General features: G+C 34.0%; 11 protein-coding genes (1 of these 11 running past the window's edge). 5 read left to right on the plus strand and 6 right to left on the minus strand.

The features are described from left to right. On the plus strand, window positions 1-187 hold the 3' end of the coding sequence (locus tag J0383_RS19005; protein ID WP_239023099.1) for a hypothetical protein. 353 nt of this gene lie to the left of the window's left edge; 187 of the gene's 540 nt are visible here — the last part of the coding sequence; its start codon lies beyond the left edge, outside the window; its stop codon occupies window positions 185-187. Between the two features lie 2 nt (window positions 188-189). Here J0383_RS19005 and J0383_RS19010 read toward each other — a convergent pair whose 3' ends face one another. Next, window positions 190-2,874, minus strand: a complete 2,685-nt coding sequence (locus J0383_RS19010) for a S8 family serine peptidase (RefSeq protein WP_239023100.1) — start codon at window positions 2,872-2,874, stop codon at window positions 190-192. A 457-nt stretch (window positions 2,875-3,331) separates the two neighbouring features. On the opposite strand from J0383_RS19010, the gene J0383_RS19015 reads away from it, so the two are divergent. Continuing rightward, entirely contained in the window at window positions 3,332-4,162 is an 831-nt protein-coding gene (locus J0383_RS19015; protein ID WP_207295538.1) for a M57 family metalloprotease, read from the plus strand. Window positions 4,163-4,233: 71 nt separating this feature from the next. Here J0383_RS19015 and J0383_RS19020 read toward each other — a convergent pair whose 3' ends face one another. Further along, on the minus strand, window positions 4,234-4,710 hold the full coding sequence (locus J0383_RS19020) for a hypothetical protein (protein ID WP_207295539.1): 477 nt from the start codon (window positions 4,708-4,710) through the stop codon (window positions 4,234-4,236). A gap of 156 nt (window positions 4,711-4,866) precedes the next feature. Continuing rightward, window positions 4,867-7,248: an outer membrane beta-barrel family protein gene (locus tag J0383_RS19025; RefSeq protein WP_207295540.1), complete on the minus strand. Its 2,382-nt coding sequence runs from the start codon at window positions 7,246-7,248 to the stop codon at window positions 4,867-4,869. A 126-nt stretch (window positions 7,249-7,374) separates the two neighbouring features. Between J0383_RS19025 and J0383_RS19030 the strand changes: the two genes are divergently transcribed. The 3 genes from J0383_RS19030 to J0383_RS23805 all read left to right on the plus strand — a co-directional run bounded on the left by J0383_RS19030 (window position 7,375) and on the right by J0383_RS23805 (window position 10,818). After that, on the plus strand, window positions 7,375-9,021 hold the full coding sequence (locus J0383_RS19030) for a histidine kinase (RefSeq protein WP_239023101.1): 1,647 nt from the start codon (window positions 7,375-7,377) through the stop codon (window positions 9,019-9,021). Next, window positions 9,018-9,713: a LytR/AlgR family response regulator transcription factor gene (locus J0383_RS19035; RefSeq protein ID WP_207295542.1), complete on the plus strand. Its 696-nt coding sequence runs from the start codon at window positions 9,018-9,020 to the stop codon at window positions 9,711-9,713. The genes J0383_RS19030 and J0383_RS19035 overlap by 4 nt, the downstream gene beginning before the upstream one ends. Window positions 9,714-9,840: 127 nt before the next feature. Then, window positions 9,841-10,818, plus strand: a complete 978-nt coding sequence (locus tag J0383_RS23805) for a GNAT family N-acetyltransferase (protein WP_207295543.1) — start codon at window positions 9,841-9,843, stop codon at window positions 10,816-10,818. A gap of 88 nt (window positions 10,819-10,906) precedes the next feature. Here the strand turns inward: J0383_RS23805 and J0383_RS19045 are convergent, their stop codons facing one another. The 3 genes from J0383_RS19045 to J0383_RS19055 form a co-directional block, all read right to left on the minus strand. Next, window positions 10,907-11,680 carry a polysaccharide lyase gene (locus J0383_RS19045; RefSeq protein WP_207295544.1) on the minus strand — a complete coding sequence of 258 codons (774 nt, stop codon included), beginning with the start codon at window positions 11,678-11,680 and terminating at the stop codon, window positions 10,907-10,909. Window positions 11,681-12,140: 460 nt separating this feature from the next. Next, window positions 12,141-14,129, minus strand: a complete 1,989-nt coding sequence (locus J0383_RS19050) for a RagB/SusD family nutrient uptake outer membrane protein (RefSeq protein ID WP_207295545.1) — start codon at window positions 14,127-14,129, stop codon at window positions 12,141-12,143. A 12-nt stretch (window positions 14,130-14,141) separates the two neighbouring features. Further along, the gene (locus tag J0383_RS19055; protein WP_207295546.1) at window positions 14,142-17,480 is read right to left on the minus strand and encodes a SusC/RagA family TonB-linked outer membrane protein; all 3,339 of its coding nucleotides are present in this window, start codon (window positions 17,478-17,480) and stop codon (window positions 14,142-14,144) included. Between the last annotated feature and the right edge of the window lie 272 nt (window positions 17,481-17,752).

Raw genomic sequence — 17,752 nt, forward strand, 5'->3', positions numbered from 1 at the left:
CTTGTCTCTGGTTCCTACTGTAAATGAAACTTTTACTCGTATTCCTATTGGTCATCCTTTAGCTAAGGATATTACTGATCCTGTAATTGGTAAAACGCTTTTAATTCTGCTTTTGCTTTTTATAGCAGGTTCATTTTATCAATTTATCAAGCAAAAAAGAATCAATAAATCAGTTGTAATTTCATAAAGTTATAATACTGCAATTTTACCAGTTTGTACTTCACCTGAATTTGTAACTATTTTATAGATATAAATTCCGGTGGCAGTATTTTTAAGTCTGATGCTGCTGTTTTTTAATAACAATGGAGAAGTAAAAACAGTTTGCCCATTCATATCATACAGATAGAATTTTGCTTCGTGCTCTTTTTGGGTTTCAATATTTAATTCTTCATTTTTGGTTAATATTGTAGGGTATACAAAAAACAAATCATCAGCTAAGTAATTAGTATCAAAAACTAAGGAGCTTATTATATGGTTGTTTTTTAAAATGATGTTTATTTTATATTTGTTCGTGCCTTTTATTGGTGTGGTATCTAGAAAAGAAAGTGTTTTGGAATCGATGTCGTCTATTGTACCAATAACTTCTTCGGAAGTAGTAAGCATTTTTATTATTTCGATTTTGCTGATATTGTACAAGCTGAAAAGACTAGTACTAACCTTTATTTTGTTTTCCTCAAAAACTTCAGCTAAAGCGGTTTCAAAATAACAATTTGAATTATCAGAATATTGTAATGTTGATTCACTTTTTATTCCTTCAGTATTGTTAAAAACAGGAACAACGGTATAGATATTTCCATCGGTGTATACGTAATCAGCGTTTGTTATTTGTTCTTTAAATTCTAAATGATCTCCGACAAGCTGATAAATGTTAAACGCAGTAACATCCGAAGGTTTATACCAATTAATTTCAGTTGTGCCATCGCAAACTAAGGCAGTTGTGATGTCTAAATCATAAGAAACTGTAAAGTCATCAGAAATATAATCAGTGTTATCGATGGTCATTTTCAATTTTGCTTTTGAGAATTTCTTTTCTGACGGTGTGTAAGCAAATTGGCCACTGTTGAGATTTACATTATTCGAGAGAATTTCCCAGTTTTGCCCGTTATCGTAAGTTATTGACAATTTTCCAAGATTTTCGGAAAATGAAGAATTCCATTTGAAAGGCGAAATTGTTTTACCGTCGTATGGGAAATTATCATGGCTTACAGGATAATTCCATTCAAATTGATTTTCTAGTTCGTATTCGTAAACAATACTATAATCCTGAGATGCATTTGCAATGTATGATCCAATAATTGAAATCGTATAAAGTCCAGAGGAAGGATTTTCTACAGTTATTTGTTCAATATTATTAATCTTGTCTTTTCCTTTTGTTGCTTGTTGTTCTGGGGAGTCAGGATTTAAAATCCATGGAAAAAAAACGTGATTTTCAGGCGATATAACTTCTAAATCTAAATCATTCACTAAACTAATATTACTGTTAATAGGAGCTGGTAAATCATTCCATACCAGCGTGATTTTTAAATTTTTTGCATTTGACGGAAGTGTGATATTATGAGAATTCGTTTGACCAGATGCTAGATTATCAGATATAATTCTATTGTCAGTAATCGTCTTGAGACATTTATCTGCATTAATATTTCCATAACCATACTTAAAATCGGGACCAATATTACCTAAGTCTTTTGCACTATTGATTAAAATGGCTTTTACTTGTGAGTTGGTTAAAGCTGTATTGTTTAGATTTTTGTAATGTTGTTTCATTAATGTTATAATTCCTGTAACTAAAGCTGTAGAATTTGAAGTTCCTTGTGTGCTAAATGCTACTAGTTCAGGTTTTATTCTGCCATCATACGCTGGACCTTTTGATGAAAAGGGCATAATTATTTCATTTTGATCAATGCAGCCTATTGTAATGCTGTTTTTGGACTGCTTGAAATTACCTGTAAGTGATTTATAACCTTCGACTCCTAAATTTCCAGAAGAAAAGCAATGTGTCAAATTAGGATTTAAGTGCAATTGTTCATCGTACGCATTAGCTAGCGAACCGTAAAAATTTTCAATTACTGTTCCGTAAGAGTGATTTTGAGTGACAGCACCTTCTAAAGTGGTTATTTCATCAGGATAGATATTCAAAAAATCAGATGATTGCAATTTTGCTCTTGGGGCGACTCCTTTCCCTAAGGCAGAACTATTTCCTAATCCAGAAGCAATTGTAGCCATATCTGTTGCGTGACTTGATACAATAGAAGATTGTGTTGACGAAGAAACGTGCTTATTTACGAGATCAATATCATTTACATTAAAAAGATCATCTTTGATCGAAATTATTTGATTGTCGCCTGTTAAAAGAGGAAAATTAGCATTTGCTTTGTTGATATAGTTGATGGTAAAATTTTGGTCTATTATTTTGGATTCTGCTTTTGGAAGCAATGATTCTAGTGAAATCGAAGAAACACTATTCAAAACTATTACTTTATCTGTAATTTTTTGAGAATCACTTTTTAAGAGTACAAGATTATTATCCAGTATTTTAATATCAGAAATGTTTACTGATTTTAGATCTGCAATTAAAGTCGTAATGCTATCAGAAGCAATTACATATGTGTTTTCTTTTTTGCTATTGGAGAAATTTGAGGGTAATTTCCATAGATTATTTACTTCAAGTAGTTCTGTACTAATGCGTTTCGATTTAAGATTTTCATTTTCAACAATGCAAAAAACAGTATCAAGTTTTTTTATAATCTTGTATTTGTTGTCGTATGCAATTTTTAAAGTGGTTAAATAGTATTTTTCAGATTTTGTTTCACTTTCCTTTTTTAGATACTGTTGCCATTTCTCAGAATTTTGTGAAAAACAGATTGTGCATATCATAAAAAAAAGAAATATAATTCGTGTTTTCATTTATCTGTTTTTACTATTTATAATTTGTGGCTAAATCAAATTTATTAAATTATTTGTAAAAAAAATATGATTTTTCATTTGGCATAGAAGTTGAGTTTTTTTATTGTTCAATTTTAAAGGAAATTTAAAATTTTAAGGTAAATTTTAGAAGTCATTAGACGAAAATCACCTTTTAAATGAAATTTTAACATATAATACAGTTTTTTACGTGAGTTCTTGATTCTAGAGGCTTCATAAGAATTATCGCATAATTATTTAAAAATATTAACACGATTAAATTTAATAAAATGTGTTAAAAATGTTAAATTATTTATTTTGTAAGTATTTTAATATCAAAAATAATATAAATTTGATGTTAAATATTACTAAATATTTTGTAAAGACCCCTATTTATCAAATTACATTTTTAACAATCAAAAAAATTATTATGGAAAAATTTAAATCAATTTTAGCGTTCGTATTTACAGCGCTAGTACTAATGTCATGCAATAAAGAAGATGAGGCAGTTCAGTCAAATGATGCGTCTCTAAAAGTAACACAAGATGTGTTAGATAAAATAAGTTCACTATCACTAAACAACAAAGATGTGCAGGTGATCAAAAATACAAATCTGGATGGTACTACAGAAGATGCATTCTTGATTGAAGGGTGCATTGTTATGACAAAAGATCAATTAAATAAAATGGATCTTCATGGAGGTATTACAACAGAACAATACCGGACCACGAATTTAGTTTCTGCTCCAAGAACGATTAAAGTTGTTGGATTAACAGGAACTGGTACATCAGCATTGAGTACCAATATGCGTGCAGGACTTCAGGCTGCTATTAATAGATACAATAATTTAGGATTGTCTATTAATTTTACGTTGACTTTTAGCTCAAGCACTTCTGGTGCTAATATTGTTGTAAGAAGACAAACCGGTTCTGCCGGTGGAGTAGCCGGATTCCCTTCTGGTGGAGCGCCTTACAATTCAGTTACTTTATATTCTGGTTTAGATACTTATTCAACTGGTGTAAATGCACACGTTGCGGCTCACGAAATTGGTCACTGTATTGGTTTACGTCATACAGACTGGTTCAGCCGTCAAAGCTGTGGACAAAATTCAAATGAAGGAACAGCTGGTGTTGGCGCTGTTCATATTCCAGGTACGCCTACAGGGTATGATTCAACATCTTATATGAGAGCGTGCTTTGGCTCAAATGAGACAGGAGCTTTCAATTCTAACGATGTTACTGCTCTGAATTATTTATATTAAAAAAAACTGAATTGGAGTGCTCTTTACAAAATATAAAAGTGGCTGCTTCATAATTGTGAAGCAGCCTCCTTTTATTGAACATTTGCATTCTTTTTGGTTTCAAGTTGTATTTTAAATTTCCCCCAATATGGATTTTCTGCCATTTGAGAATGCCCAATTACCAAAATGTAAGTGCCTTTCTGCTTAACGTCTATTTTTAATTCCGATCCAAAAGGTCCATCTGAAGTTTTATCAGGAAAAATGATTTGATTAAAACGGATGTTGGCTTTTTCAGTTTCAGGAATAATTTTTCCGTTTAATTCACCATCATATTCATTCTTGAATTTAACATATAGTCTTGGATGGATGGAATCTAATGATGCTTCGGCTTCAAATACCTCTTTATCATTCTTAGAATTCATAAAAATAGTATCACCGTTTTGTGTATTTTCTTCTTTAACTTCCTTTACAACGTTGGGTTCAGTTGTTTTGACAGGAATGCTGGTTTTCTCTTTTTGCTGACATGAAAAAAGAAAAAGTGATGTCAATAATATTACAAGCTTTTTCATAATTAATACTTTTTGTCTAATCCAAATTTACTTTCTATATTCTCTTTTTTGTTATATAATCATTTCAAAAAGTTATCAGTTTATTATTTTAAGAAACAGCTGATAAGGCTAGAAAAATGAAGTAAGGAGATCTTAAGTAATTTAAAAATGAAATTTCTAGTCGCGATTGGCGCTGTTCGCTTGTCTGATTACTTTTGGATCTGTTAGATTAAAACGATACACAAAACTTAAACGATATCTTGCTGCATTTGGAATGCTGTTTTCTTTAATAACATAATCATCTCCGGTGGTAATGCTTTTATTCTGACGAAGATTAAAAGCATTTGTAACGTCAAAAACAATAGTTGCTTTGTCTTTCAGCAATAATTTACTTAATCCAAAATCAATCGATTGTAAAGCTTGGTTTGTAGTTTGTGCATTACGTTTTGCACTGCGGAAGTTATAACGCCCCTGAAAACTAAATTTAGAAGGCAGTTTGATTTGCGAGCTTAAACGTCCTGTAAAATTTTCACTGCTGTAATCGAGGTTTTCTCCCATATAATTTCCTTTTTGTTTGAAATGATAGTAATTTATTTCAGCATTAATCTGAAGCCATTTATACGGATTGTATAACGTCGATAATTCAACACCGCTTCGTATTTCGTAATCAATATTGATAGGTGTTGTTAAGAAGATATCATCTTGACGATACGTAAAATCTTGAATATAACCTTTTTCATATTGATAGTAAACCGAAGGATTCAAAGTAAATGTTTGCCAAGTTTTAAGAAACGCCATTTCAAACGCATCTGTATAAGAAGGATTCAGATCTGGATTTCCAATGTATTGTGCATTTAAATCCGTGATTTCATTAAAGGGATATAAAGCATATAATGAAGGACGTCTTATACGTTTGCTGTAATTTAACTGCAAAGTCGAAGCATCAAACTTATAGCTCAAATTAACTGTTGGAAATAGCTTATTATAATTTTTCTCATCATTATAGGTGTTTTTGAGATCTTTAATGGATATATCAGTAAACTCCGTTCTTAAACCCAGCATATAATTAAATGCGTTGATTTTGTCGCTGAATTGTGCATAAGCTCCTGTTATGGTTTCATTGTAATTTAAGTCATTATCAATATTCTGGTAAATAATCCAGTCATTATTTTGTTGTTCTTCGGCTAAATAATCGCTGGAAACTTTTCGGATTTCAGTCTTAATTCCAAATTCTAAAATAGCAGTGCTGTCAATTGGCTGAATGAAATCACTCTTGGCAAGAAAATCTTTGCTGTTTCCTGTTGATCTGGTTCGTATGCTTGGATAAATGAAGGCCTCTGGGAGCAAACGTTGTGTAGAAAGATTCCATTTTTTATCGCTGTTCCACCAATCATATTGAACATCAATAGTCCATTTTTTTGCTTTATGTATAAACGTTCGGGTATAATTAAATTCAAACTGGCTGTAATCGCGTTTTTCTAATGATTTTCCGTGTCGTGTCAAAAGACTATCTGGTTCAGTATTGTTTGGATTGCTTCTGTAATTGTAAAACAAATCAGTTTTATCATTATCATGTGTAGCATTCTTTAAAAAAGCTGCCGTAATAGTTTGATGTTCATTAATAAAATAATCAGCTCCAAAATAAAGTAATTTGCCATCATCGTGACGATCTTCATTTTGTTTGCGATCCATATAATTTGGAGAACTATTGGTGTTGGTTGACTGATTGGTGGTATACATACCTTCATAATCACTGGAACGAATGCTGAAATTAGAAAAAATATTGATTTTGTTTGATTTGTAGTTAATACTCGGATTCAGCCGGCTATCGTTTGGCGAACCTGCCACTAATCGAACCTGACCGCTAAAACCGCTTTTTTTGTTTTTTTTCAATATAATATTAATGATACCGGCAGAACCTGCAGCATCATATCTCGATGAAGGATTGGTAATCACTTCTATTCGTTCAATTTGGTCAGCGGCAATCTGATCGAGTGCATTGTTTTGGGTAAGACCAGATTGTCTTCCGTTAATTAATACCAAAACATTGCTATTACCTCTTAGACTTATGGCTCCAGCTGGACTTACAGCAACAGAAGGAACTCCGTTTAGGACATCGTGTGCAGAACCATTTTGCGAAAGCACATCTTTACCAACTTCAAAAACCTTTTTATCGAGTTTTAAACTAATGTTCGATTTTTGGCCATTAACTTCGACTGTTTTTAATTGCACGGCATCGGTAATTAAATTAATAGTTCCTAATTCAATTTTAGATTTTCCGGCGATGATTTCCAAAGGTTGAGCATAATTTTGATATCCTGTATAACTAAAAGAGATTGTTGCGGGATGCGTTAAAATCCCTTCCAGATTGAAAACACCGTGATCGTCTGTAACACCTGCAGTGATTGTTTTTGAGGTGTTGTCTTGAACTGTTATCGTTACATATGCCAATGCTTCTTGGGTTGCATGGTCTTGAACTTTACCAGAAATGGAGGTTTGCTGTCCTATTCCCCAAAGAGGAATACATAAAATTAAAAAACTGATGATTGACTGTTTCATTTTTTGATTGATTTGATACTACAAGATTAGCAGATAAAAGAAAGGGCAGTTTCTGAAAACATGCAAACGGCTCTATAGACTTCTCAAATGCATTTTTCAATTGGATATTTATTTTATCTTTATCTTATGTATAAATCTTACTTTTTCAGCGTTTTACTTCTTCTGATTTTTAGCTCGTGTACGTATTACAAGGACTACGTTACATCCGATGTGACCTATGAAGTGGACTACGATCACCAACAGATGGATTGGGGAAAACCTGAGCGTTCCAGCTTTAAATTCCAAACAAATGTGGAGATACAAAAGCGTAAAAAAAATTCTGAATATTTAGGGCTTCAGATTAACGCTTTCGGTGCTTTTGATGTGTATTGGGATGGTGTTTTAGTGGGGAGAAATGGTCAAATGGCAAAATCAGGACATGCAGAAGTGCCCGGAACAGAAACAACCTATTATCAGATACCAAAAAAGTTATCTAATCTGGGAATGCACACTGTTTCTTTAATGGGTACACAAGTTTACAATAGAGAGGCTGAACGTCGTATAGATGTAAAACTTAAGGATTATTTGCTCCTTCATCGTTCACCGCTAGTTGTGGTTTCCTTTATGAATATTATGGCTGGTGGTTTTCTCATTGCCGCTATTTATTATTTTTTTCTGTATGTAAATAGTACTCGAAAAGAATTGGCAGTTTTGCTTTTCGGAATTATTTGTCTGCTCTTCTTCTGTTTGTTAATCATCGAATATGTTAAGTATTATTTAGACATTCCGTATAACCAATTTTATACCCGTTTAAAAATCATCGGCTGGCTCACTTTTTCCATTTCAATGCTTGTGCCGTGGTATTTTATGCTGCAATTTGAATTTAAAAGAAAGAAGCTGATTTTAGGTCTTTTATTTCTTACTCTTTTAGCAGTTTATATTGGTTATTATGGTCATTATGATGTTTCTGCGGCATATTTTACCATTACTGCCCGATTTTTTTCTATTGTAATTGCTTTTGATGCGGCAATTAAAAGGAAAAAAGGCGGGTTAATTGTTGTTGCGGGCTTATTGGCGGGTGTTATGGTAAATTATTTTATGTTTTACGATTTCGGATTGTTTATTGCTTTTACCATTTTAGTGCTTTGCATGCTTTATCTGCACACGATACGTGCAAAGGCGATAGAAGAAGCTCATAATGCATCGTTGCTGCTTTCTTCAAGATTGCAATTAGAATTGGTGAAGAAAAATATCCAGCCTCATTTTCTTCGGAATACTTTAACCTCGTTAATTGACTGGATTGAAGAATCGCCAAAAGAAGGGGTAGTTTTTATTCGTGCTCTTTCAGAAGAATTTGATATTATGAATGATATAGCCGAAGATACCCTTATACCCATTAGGCAAGAAATTGATTTATGCCGAAGACATTTGGAAATAATGTCTTTTCGCAAAGAAATTTGTTACGAATGGCAGGAAGAAGGAATTAATGAAAACGAAACTATTCCGCCAGCTGTTTTTCATACGATTATTGAAAATGGAATCACCCACAGTCTTCCCCCAAAGCAAGGCTGTATTGTATTCTGTTTAAAATTTAGCAAAGAGAAACATTTTAAACAATATACTTTATTGACTTTTGCCCAAAATCGACAGACTAAAAAAAATAAGCAAACGGGAACAGGTTTTAAATATATTAAAGCCAGATTGACTGAAAGTTATGGCGAAAATTGGTCTTTTGAATCTTATGCTGTAGAAAAAGGCTGGGAAACTATCATTAAAATTTTTGATATCAAATGAAGATTCTAATAATTGAAGATGAAGCACGCATTGCGAAAAGAATTGAAAGAATGACACGTGATTTTTTTGATAAAAACGTGCAGATTCTGCTTTCCGATTCTCTTGAAAATGGACTTTCGATTATTGAGCAAAATTCAATTGATCTGCTCTTGTTAGATTTAAATTTGAATGGGGAAGATGGTTTTGAAATTCTGCAGACATTTGTTGCCGGCCCATTTCAAACCATTATTATTTCGGCTTATACAGATAAAGCGATTACTGCTTTTAATTATGGTGTTTTGGATTTTGTACCGAAACCTTTTGATCAAAACAGATTGGCGCAAGCTTTTACACGTTATACTGTTCAAGGAAAACAATCCAGCGGTAATGCGCGTTTTTTAGCCGTAAGAAAAGCAAAGACTTTCAAACTTATTCCTATTTCTGAAATCGTATACATAAAAGGAGCCGGAATTTATACCGAATTGCATTTGGCAAATACTAAAATTGAACTGCATGATAAATCACTTGAAGCGTTAGAAAAACTACTTCCTGAAACCTTTGAAAGAATACATAAATCTTATATACTCTGCTGGGAACAAGCCGAGAAAATTGTAGTAGAAGCAGGCGGGAAGTACAGTATGCAATTGAAGAACGGAGAATTACTGCCAATTGGCCGTTCTAAGTATAAAGAAATTAAAAATAAGTTGGTTTGATGGGGTGATCGTGTTTAAAAGAATCGTAATGCAAAAAACGCATTAACTAATAAAAAAATAGCATTTTTAGACATCAGCTTTTTGCCTAGTTTTATCCCTAGAAAAAAATCAAACTACAACACTGCAAATGATAACAACCCAAAATCTTCTAATAAGACCTTATAAACTCGAAGATTCAGAATACTTTTTTAAAAGCATAACTAATAATCGTGAATATTTGTATGATTACTTTGCCAACATGATAAAAATTAATGACAGTTTGGAGTCAGCAAAAAGATATATGGAGCAGAAAGTTATAGATTGGAAAGAAAACAAAAATTACGCTTGTGGTATATTTTTAAAAGAAAACAACGAATTTATAGGTCATATATCAGTGAGAGAGATTGATTGGAGGATACCCAAAGGTGAACTGGCTTATTTTATTTTTGAAAAACATAGTGGCAATAATTATGGAGCCGAAGCATTAATTGCGTTTAAAAATTGGTGTTTTGCAAAGAAAAAGTTTAACAGACTTTTTATGAAAATTGCCGAAGAAAACATTGCCAGTATTAAAGTTGCTGAACGTTCAGGATTTGTATATGAAGGACTTTTAAAAAAAGACTACAGAAAAAGAGAAGAGAACTTAACAGATATGAAAATATATGGATATACAGAAGATCTTAAACTTATAAGAACGACTTCCCAAAATACAGATTTCGCAAATTTAATTGTAAAATTAGATGAGAACTTAGCAAGCCGAAATGGTGATATGCAGGAGTACTTTAATCAATTTAATAAGGTTGATGCTATAAAGCACGTCATTATTGCTTATATAAACGGTGTTGCAGTAGGTTGCGGGGCAATAAAACAGTTTGACAGCGAATCTGTTGAAGTAAAGCGTATGTTTGTTTCTGACGAATATAGAGGAAGAGGAGTAGCCTATACAATTTTAAAAGAACTCGAAACTTGGGCTAAAGAATTACATTATACATCTGCCGTTTTAGAAACCAGCAATGTGCAGACTGAAGCAGTAGCCTTATACACTAAAAGTGCCTATCGTGTTACGGAAAATTACGGACAATATGCTGGAATAGAAACTAGTATTTGTTTTAAAAAAGAATTATAAGAAAGTTTTAAATTAATCAGAACTTCGATGCTTTTATGAACTATACAGCATCGAAGTTTTGATTATATTGATCTTAAATCTCTAAATGCTATTGTGCATCCCAAGAAGCACTTGGATAATAAATAGAGCTTGTTACAGGAGCTGTCCAGTAACTTTGGCTTCCACCGCGGAAAGTATGAAGGCTTACTGCATTTACATTTCGTTTAGAATCGTTGGTTACCCAGCGAATTTTTTGATTTAATATTTCGGTGCCATTTACATAATATTTTACATATCCATCTGTATTTGAACCCGTATTTAATTTAACCGATATCTGGCAGTTATAAGTAACACCTTCTTGTATGTAGTATTTTTTTCCAAAATCATTTCCATACTGTCCAGGCTGATCTCTATAATACACATAAGGCTGAAGATAAGCGCCGCTTCCTTTAGCAGTATTTGAGCCATTTGGGCAGTACCACATAAATCTCGCACTACCGCCATTACCATCCCATCCCGGATCACCACCCGTATTTTGGTCACCAATTAAAATACCATATCCGCATTTACCGCCTCGGCTCCAGTAAAATCCATTGTTAAATTTCATTTGAAACCAAACGGTGTAAACACCTGTAGACCAAACGCCGTAAGAAGTACATAATCCACCAGGACATGACAATGTATTTGTTTGTAAGGTAATTGTTCTGGCGCCGGCGCTGCCGGCCAAAGCGGCACTAGCCTCAGCGGCTTTGTTGGCGAGTTGTGGTGCTTCTTTTTGAGCAGCACCAGATTGTGGCTCATTTAAATCTTGTTCCTTTTCACAGGAATTAAACACTAATGCTGTAATAAATAGCAAACTTGATAATTTTAAGAATTTCTTCATTTTTAAAATTTTAAAGGTTAGTAAATAATTAATAATTAGTAAATAATAGATATGCAAATAAAATCAGTGGTTTGATTTTAGATGTTCTTACAATTTGACAGAACGTAAGGTTGTGGTTATTTTGTTGTTTATTAATGCTTTAAGTTATGATTGCAGCGATCAATAATTAACGTTACAAAGTTGATTATTAATAGTTTGTAAGAGGAGTAATAAAGTCCGTTTTTACGTACACAAAAATCCTGAGTATGCATTTTACATGGATTTTTAAGACTTTCAAAAAGATATTTGCACAAAAATGTATTGACAAATTAAAGCGTGTTTAAAAAAGATTTAAAGTATTGATCCTTAAATAGAAGTAGTTATTTGCAGAATTGGTCTCATAAAAAAAAGCGAGTTAAACTTACTTAACTCGCTTTTACTTTTTGAATGTCTTAATCTCTTGATTTAATTAACATAAATATTAAATTTTACTCTCGTCCTCAACAGCATCCTGCCATTTATCCCAAACTTTAACGCTTTCATTATAACCATCATAACCAAAGTTTTGGCTTAACTGGCCTTTAATATTAGCCGTTATTGCATAGTTTGGAATTGGCCAGTAATTATTACGTTTGTCCATACTGTAAAACTTTACACCAGGAGCAATAGAAATACCTGATGGATATTTGTTATAAAGGGTGTAGTGAACAATACGCTGCCACCAGTAACTTCCTCCAGCTGCATCTTTTCCAGATTGTTTATCCCAATTGTTTACGCTGTAAGTATGTCCCCATTCATCAGGTTTACCGCTTAGAGCCAGACAGTGCGAAATACGTTTTAATTCTACATTTCTCCATTCTTCTGTATAAAGCTCTCGTCCTCTTTCTGCACAAATATCACCAATAGTTACCGTGCTGTACATTTGCGATGCTTTTGCTCTGGCTCTAACCACATTTACATCTTGAGCCGCTCCAGAAACATTACCTTGATAAAAACGTGCCTCTGCTCGCAATAAATAGGTTTCTGCCAAACGATAAATGTACATGTGTGCACTTGCTCCAGCTGTTGCTCCTTGAAAATCATTTGCTGCTGGATTTCCTTCGGCTACCACATCATGATAAAAGATTTTATAATGAGGAAAATCAAACCAATCCCTAATTGAATCTTTTGCTAATAATGAACCGTTTGCGGCTTTCATTCTAAAATTGGTATTGTAGAATGCAGATGTTTTATCATTGTATTTAAGATCTTCCATATTTACCCAGTTTCCCACTGTGCTGTTATGTCTAAGGTCTATTTTATCCTCAACATTGTTTACCACCCACATAGGAGTCTGTGAATAGTAAGAACCGCTGATAGTACCAATACCACGTCCAAGCGCTCTTTGATAATCAAATCTGGCTTCATATTTAGCATTGTTTAAAGGATAACGTTCTGCTGCTTTTTTACCATCAGGAGTAACTAAATTCGCATCGTTCCAGTTAGGACCATAAATTCGCATAGAAGCAAATGCCAAAAATGATTGTGCTCCGCCATTTGGCGCTACCAATATTGCTTCGGTATTAGCAGCAATAACTTTGTTTTCAGGTCGGTGTAAATCCCATACAACATTTCGGGTAATAGGCCATGCAGTAGGGTTTCCTCCCGGATCAAAAATTCCAAAATTATTCTGCATTAAAGCATAACCTGACTGGTTAATTAAAATATTAGCTTGCGCTTCTGCATCAGCAAATCTGCCAGATGCCAAATAACATTTAATTAAAAGCTGACGACAGGCGCCTTTGCTAATCATACCCACATAACCTAGTTTTGACTGCTCTGGAACCCATTCTACCGCTTTTTCCATATCGGCTGTAATCATTTCTATAATTGCTTCTTTTTTTGTGGAAGAATAATTTTGCTTTGGAACTGATAAAACTTTAGTAATTAATGGAATGTCTCCAAATTGATAAACTAAATGAAGATAACGGAATGCTCTATGAAAATAAGCCTGCCCAATATATTTGTTTTTAACTTCTTCAGATAATCCTTTTACATTGCCAATGTATGTTAATACCGTATTGGCAGATTTAATTCCAGAATATCCTTCATCCCAGAAAAAACCAAGATAAATGGATTCACCGCCTGCATCTCTTCTAAAATCTCCAGTTGGAACAATAGTATTAGCATAATCAGCAATTGTTGGACTCGTATCTGTTTTTCCATATTGTGCCATATCAGAAAAAATATATTCTGTACCCATAGGCACGCTCACGCCTGAAAATCCAAAGTGAACGTAATAATTACGCAGCTGTTTGTCGCACTGTGCTAAAGTTGCCTGAAGTCCAGATTCTGTAGAAAATGTTGTTTCAGGTTCGTAAAATGAAAGCGGATCTTGTTCGAGAAAATCTTTTGAACAAGCACTAAATAAAGCTGTCAATGCAAGTAAAGGCAGCAGTTTTTTATACTTATTTTTTATACTTATTTTCATAATTGATATTTTTTAAAGTGATACGTTAAGTCCTAAATTAAACATTCTGGTAGCCAGTCCACCTGTTTCAGGATCACCAAAATATTTCCATTCTTTAGAAGCAGACCATGTTGCTGCGTTTTGAACCGAAGCATAAATTTTTAGATTTCTGATGTGTATGCGTTCTATTAAATCTTTTGGTAAAGAATACGCCAATGAAATATTGGCAACACGAATAAAACTGCGGTCATACAATCTTTGCGTTCCAGCTCCGGCTGGTCCTTTTGCATCAAGACGAGCCCAATCGTTAGTAGGATTATCTACTGTCCAATACGGATTTACAAATGAATTGAAATTGAATTTATACAAACTGCTTGCGTTAAAATTGTTCATATACGTATTACTAAGCGATTTGTGTCCAAGGTTAGCGTAGGTATCAATCGCTAAATCCCAGTTTTTATAAATCTTAAATTCATTACGTAGCGATGCATTAATAGGAGGAGTTCTTACCCCTAAAAACTGTTTGTCTTTTTCGTTATAAACGGGTGTGCCATCGGCTTTGTCATCTCCCGTATAACTGTTTTCCACTTTTGGATCACCAGGACGCTGTCCATATTTTAAAGCTTCCTGCCATTCATCTTTCTGCCAGATTCCAATTACCTTATAATCCCAGATTTGAGAGATCGGTCTGCCAATAAACCATCCATTAGTTTTGTCATCAGATTCCTTTCTGCCTACTACATTGCCATTAGCATCTTTAACATCTTCCATATTGCCATACAATGACTTAATAGTGTTTTTGTTGTAAGCAAAACCAGCTGTAGTACGCCATTCAAAATTCGGGCGCTTCATGTTTAGAGTGCTAAGACTAATTTCAATACCTTGATTTTGTACTTCTCCAAGATTTGTGGTGATAGATGAAAATCCAGAAAAACCGGGTAAACGCTGATTCATAATCATATCATGAGTAAGCATTTTGTAAACGTCTATGGTACCTGTAATACGATCATTTAAGAAACCAAAATCAAGTCCAATATTCGTTGCTTCGGTTTTTTCCCATTCCAGATTTGGATTTGCCATACGGTCAAGGGCTAAATATTTCACTTCCCAAGGCGTTCCGGTAGTACTTATATATCCCATCGTCGCACCACTTCCTGATCCTAAGTTTGCCAAAGACAGGTATGGGTTTTCAAGTGATCTATTTCCGTTTGTTCCCCACGATAATCGTAACTTTCCAGTACTTAAAGGTTCCCAATTGAGCCATTTTTCATTTTTAAAACTCCATGCAAATGCCAGAGAAGGGAATATCGCATAAGGATTTGAAGCCCCAAATGCTGAATATCCATCACGACGAATACTTGCTGTTAGCATATAACGATTGTCATACGAATAGAAAAGTCTCGCCATTAATGCATCTGCCGTTTCATGAGTATCATTGGCTCTAAGCGAACTATTCGCCATGGTTGCATTTGCGACATTGTGGAATCCTAAAGCATCTGAAGGCTGAATATTGTTTGCAGTCATTCCATCTGACCAATAACGACGTTCTTCGGCTTCCTGAACAAAAGTTGCTACAATATGATGTTTGGCAGCAATTGTATAATCCCACGCTAATGTATTATTTAAGTTGTAATCAAATCGTGTAGAACTATTTCTGTTTACGCCATGCGTAGCTGCCGCCCAGTTTGGATTGGCAGTCGATTCAAAATAACGGTCATGGAAAAATTGATAACGAGGCGCTATATTAAATGAATACGTGATGCCAAGCGGAAGAGTTACCTTTGTAGTAAAAATGGTATTGAAAGTAGTATAACCAGTTTCTTTCTCCATAAACTGGCGATCGTAATAATAGTTATAATTCTGCCCTGAAATATTTTTACCCATTGGCTGCCTCTCATAGTTGCCATTTTCATCTCTAAAATTTCCAAATGGACTCGTTCTCATCATATTATTTTGTCCAGATTCAGTACCTAAAGAAGGCATGATATTTCCATCGGTACGATCTTGAAAATTAATATTGGCTCCAATGTCAAGCCAGCTCGCAATTTTACTATCCACTTTCATATTGGCGCGGACTTGTGAAAAATCATCTCCCACAATAGCTCCTTGTGCATCTAAATATCCAACAGATAAATAATAATTTACGTTGTCGCCAGCTCCAGAAACACTCATATTGCTATCACGATTTATTCCGGTTCTAAAAGTACTGTTACTCCAATCGTGTGTTTTATTATCTAGAAAGTTCGGCATAAGCGCAGTGTCGATACCTAAGCGAAGTCCCCACACTTCTTTTAAACTTTTGCCTTGAGTTAAATTAGCCGGCTGATATGCCAACCATTGTTCTTGCGTAATGCCATATTTTCCTAAATCTTCAGGGTTTGAAAAATAGCCAACTTTACCCACCTGACCTACCATATAAGGTCCGTATTCGCCCGTTGCAGTATTTCCGCCATACGTTGCGGCAGTTTCCCAATCTTCACGAAATTTCAAATATCCTTCAGGAGAATATACGTTGCGGTAAGCACTTTTAGTATTAATCGTAGTGTTAATGCTCACATTGATAACAGGTTTACCTTTCTTTCCTTTTTTGGTTGAAATAACAATAACTCCCGCAGCTGCTTTAGAACCATATACTGATGTTGCCGATGCATCTTTTAAAATATCGATCTGTCCGATATCGTCTGGATTAATTTCTGAAAGTTCACCATAAAACTGCATTCCATCTAAAATAATAAGGGGCGAATTATGATTTGCACCATCAGGATTATAAACAGAAGTCTGCCCGCGGATTTGTAAACTTCCTCCGCCTTTCGCACTCGGATCATAACCAACCCTTACACCCGGAACACCTCTTAAGATATCCTGAACCGTCTGCGGATTTTGATTTGCGAGTTTATCGGGCGTAACCTGAACGATAGATCCTGTTAGGTCTTTTTTCTTCATTTTACCATATCCTACAACCACTACCTCGTCTAGTGAAGCTGTAGCTCTTTGCATTTTTACAGTAATGGAAGATTCTCCTTTTAACGTAATCTCTTTTGTTTCATACCCTAAAAAAGAGATTACAAGTACCGCATTTTCTTGCGCTACTTTTAAAGTAAATTTTCCGTCAAAATCTGTTAAGGCAGCATTTTTACTTCCTTTTTCTAAAATAGTTACACCTGGCAGCGGCATACCATTTTCATCATTAACCTGCCCGTTGATGGTTTTTTGTTCTAGTACATTTTTTGGGCTGGTTGAGCTCTCTGAACTAATTGCATAGACATCAGCCTGAGATAAAGAAAACAATACACAAAGTATGGTTATTTTCTTTTTCAAATTGAAGCGGGATTTGCAATCAGGATCTTTTTTAATCCTAATAAGATTTGTCATTTTTGGTTTTCATTTTTGGTTAAATAATTAGTTAGTGGTGAAAATCACGGCAATTGTGGATAAAATAGATTAGTGATTAACGTCTGCAAAAATGATTAATAATGAGTCTTATAAGGAGTAATAAAATACGATTTATGGGTACCAAAAGTATTGGATGTGAGATTTATTTGTTTTAAATCTTAAAAATTTATATTTTAAAAAATAGAAATCTTAAAAAGATAAATAACCTGTATAATTACTATTGAAGATTAAAAGAGAACTTCAAAACCAAA

This window comes from Flavobacterium endoglycinae (assembly GCF_017352115.1).
Classification (GTDB): Bacteria; Bacteroidota; Bacteroidia; order Flavobacteriales; family Flavobacteriaceae; genus Flavobacterium; species Flavobacterium endoglycinae.

Coding starts and splice junctions, on each gene's coding strand:
- J0383_RS19015 (WP_207295538.1), top strand. CDS start 3,332: ATGGAAAAATTTAAATCAATTTTAGCGTTCGTATTTACAGCGCTAGTA.
- J0383_RS19010 (WP_239023100.1), bottom strand. CDS start 2,874: ATGATATGCACAATCTGTTTTTCACAAAATTCTGAGAAATGGCAACAG.
- J0383_RS19025 (WP_207295540.1), bottom strand. CDS start 7,248: ATGAAACAGTCAATCATCAGTTTTTTAATTTTATGTATTCCTCTTTGG.
- J0383_RS19055 (WP_207295546.1), bottom strand. CDS start 17,480: ATGACAAATCTTATTAGGATTAAAAAAGATCCTGATTGCAAATCCCGC.
- J0383_RS19050 (WP_207295545.1), bottom strand. CDS start 14,129: ATGAAAATAAGTATAAAAAATAAGTATAAAAAACTGCTGCCTTTACTT.
- J0383_RS19035 (WP_207295542.1), top strand. CDS start 9,018: ATGAAGATTCTAATAATTGAAGATGAAGCACGCATTGCGAAAAGAATT.
- J0383_RS19030 (WP_239023101.1), top strand. CDS start 7,375: ATGTATAAATCTTACTTTTTCAGCGTTTTACTTCTTCTGATTTTTAGC.
- J0383_RS23805 (WP_207295543.1), top strand. CDS start 9,841: ATGATAACAACCCAAAATCTTCTAATAAGACCTTATAAACTCGAAGAT.
- J0383_RS19020 (WP_207295539.1), bottom strand. CDS start 4,710: ATGAAAAAGCTTGTAATATTATTGACATCACTTTTTCTTTTTTCATGT.
- J0383_RS19045 (WP_207295544.1), bottom strand. CDS start 11,680: ATGAAGAAATTCTTAAAATTATCAAGTTTGCTATTTATTACAGCATTA.